Origin of the sequence: Stenotrophomonas sp. SrG, assembly GCF_050031795.1 — a bacterium.
GTDB lineage: Bacteria > Pseudomonadota > Gammaproteobacteria > Xanthomonadales > Xanthomonadaceae > Stenotrophomonas > Stenotrophomonas rhizophila_A.
In genome coordinates, this window is record NZ_JBNBBE010000908.1 from 1 (window position 1) to 243 (window position 243).

At 72.4% G+C, this 243-nt stretch carries 1 pseudogene; it reads left to right on the forward strand.

Annotated features, from left to right (window positions below):
• Positions 1 to 91: 91 nt before the first annotated feature.
• Positions 92 to 243: pseudogene (locus tag ACQG3P_RS22140) on the forward strand (flagellar biosynthetic protein FliO); the annotation flags it as partial.

Sequence of the window (243 nt, forward strand, 5' to 3'; positions counted from 1 at the left end):
TGGGCCTCCCCGACCGCTTCGCTGTGCGCCACACCGACGTGGTCAGCCCCAGCGAACGGATCCGGAGACTGCGTTGCTGTCCCTGGCACTCATGGCCGCCGGTGCACCGGCGGCCAAGGTCGGCCAGCCCGCCGCCGCGGCACCCAGCATGTCCGGCGCCGTGCTCGCACTGCTGGCCGTGCTGGCGCTGATCGTCGGCCTGGGATGGGTGCTCAAGCGCATGCACGGCAGCGGCTTCAAGCC